Source organism: Spirulina subsalsa FACHB-351, from assembly GCF_026130165.1.
Taxonomy (GTDB): Bacteria; Cyanobacteriota; Cyanobacteriia; order Cyanobacteriales; family Spirulinaceae; genus Spirulina_A; species Spirulina_A subsalsa_A.
This window is the reverse complement of sequence record NZ_JAIHOM010000246.1, coordinates 1-1534: the sequence shown is the minus strand read 5'-3', so window position 1 is coordinate 1534 and position 1534 is coordinate 1. Positions and strand designations below refer to the sequence as shown.

Sequence of the window (1534 nt, the reverse complement as noted above, 5' to 3'; positions counted from 1 at the left end):
GAGATGAAAATGCAGCGAAAAATATAAACAAAGTCGGGATAGGGCATTGCCACGACTCTAAACGGACACGGATCGACCGTAAGACTACTTCGGTAGCAAGTTGAAATGATGTGTCAAGAATCCCCGCACGTTCACGCCGGGGAGTATGTCAAAAGTTGGACTTTTTGTCCTCTTGTCTCTAATGTACCCTACAATGGGTCACTGAGGCCGACCCTACCGGTACAGCGTGGGATTCATCGCTCCCCAATCTACAGATCGTCTTTCCTAGAAGCCGGATTTCTTCTAGACTAGATAGAATGAACTCTCTCCTCCGACCACCCGTCATACACACTGGGATGGGTCGCAGGCTGGGGAAACCAACGGCGAAAGGCACGCTGACGCTGTTCTGGAGACTCATCGGCATAGTTCCACAAACTCTCATAGAAAAAGAAGGACATCCCGGCAAACTGACCATTGCGCACGGTTTTTACTTGGGAGTCTATTTGATTTAAGGGAACGTACCGCCCTTTTAAGCCGGATAAAATGCCAATGGCGACGGGTATATGTTGCCGCGCTTGTTGTAGAGAGGAGTCGGCTAATTCCTCGCGAAAACGGCTTAAATCGTTGCGGTACAATTGAACCACTAACTCCTCAATTAAACCCTTGCGCTCCCACTGGTGCCAATCTAATAGATAGGAGTTCAAGGAAAAATCTTGGGGATTGGGGGCTAGGGAGACGATAGCCTGCTGTTTCGCGCCCTTAATGGCAAAAAAGAGCTTTTCCATGAATTGGGTGATTTTATCGGCGCGCCAGCGAATCCACTGGGCTTGATCAAATTGATTGGCGGGGAAATGTCCCCCGTGTTCTTGTCGATAAAGGCGCACGGTGTAGTCATCATAACCAAAGTCGGAGGGATAGCCGAAGTGGTCGTCAAATTGGATGCCGTCGAGGTCATATTTTTCCACTACTTCCACCACTAGACGGGTGATGAAGTCTTGGACTTCGGGGTGGAGGGGATTCAACCATACCCGGTCATGAATTCCCCCCTCGGACCAGATGGTGCTGCCGTCGATGCGTTGGGTTAACCAGTCGGGGTGACGTTGGGCTAGGGCGGAGTCGGCTGGGGCCATAAAGCCGAATTCAAACCAAGGGATGACGGTGAGGTGGTGGCGGTGTCCTTGGTCGATGATTTCTTGCAGCATATCCCGTCCGGCTAAACCGGGTTCTGGGTCTAGGGCGGTGCCGATGACTTCTTGAGCGACGGTGCTGGGATAGAGGGTATAACCCCAGTTCCAGATGGTGGGGTAAAGGGTGTTAAAGTTAAGGGTTTTGAGGCGCTCAAGGGCGGTTTTGAGCGTGTTGGGGTTAAAGAGAACGTCACTGTCTACGTTGGTCAGCCACACGCCCCGCAGTTCGCGAGGGGTGGACTGTTTGGGTTGGGGGGAGGTGAGGGCGACGGGTTGATATTGCCCCAAGGGGTGGTGACTGCGGGGGCGGAATAGCTCGTCTCCTTGGGGGAAGGCGGGGATAGGTGGCGGACTGCTGGGGGGTGGGG

At 53.1% G+C, this 1534-nt stretch carries 1 protein-coding gene; it reads right to left on the bottom strand.

Annotated elements, in window-relative coordinates:
- Positions 1 to 287 precede the first annotated feature (287 nt).
- On the bottom strand, positions 288 to 1454 hold the full coding sequence (locus K4A83_RS22660; RefSeq protein WP_407810279.1) for a glycoside hydrolase family 10 protein: 1167 nt from the start codon (positions 1452 to 1454) through the stop codon (positions 288 to 290).
- Positions 1455 to 1534: the final 80 nt, after the last annotated feature.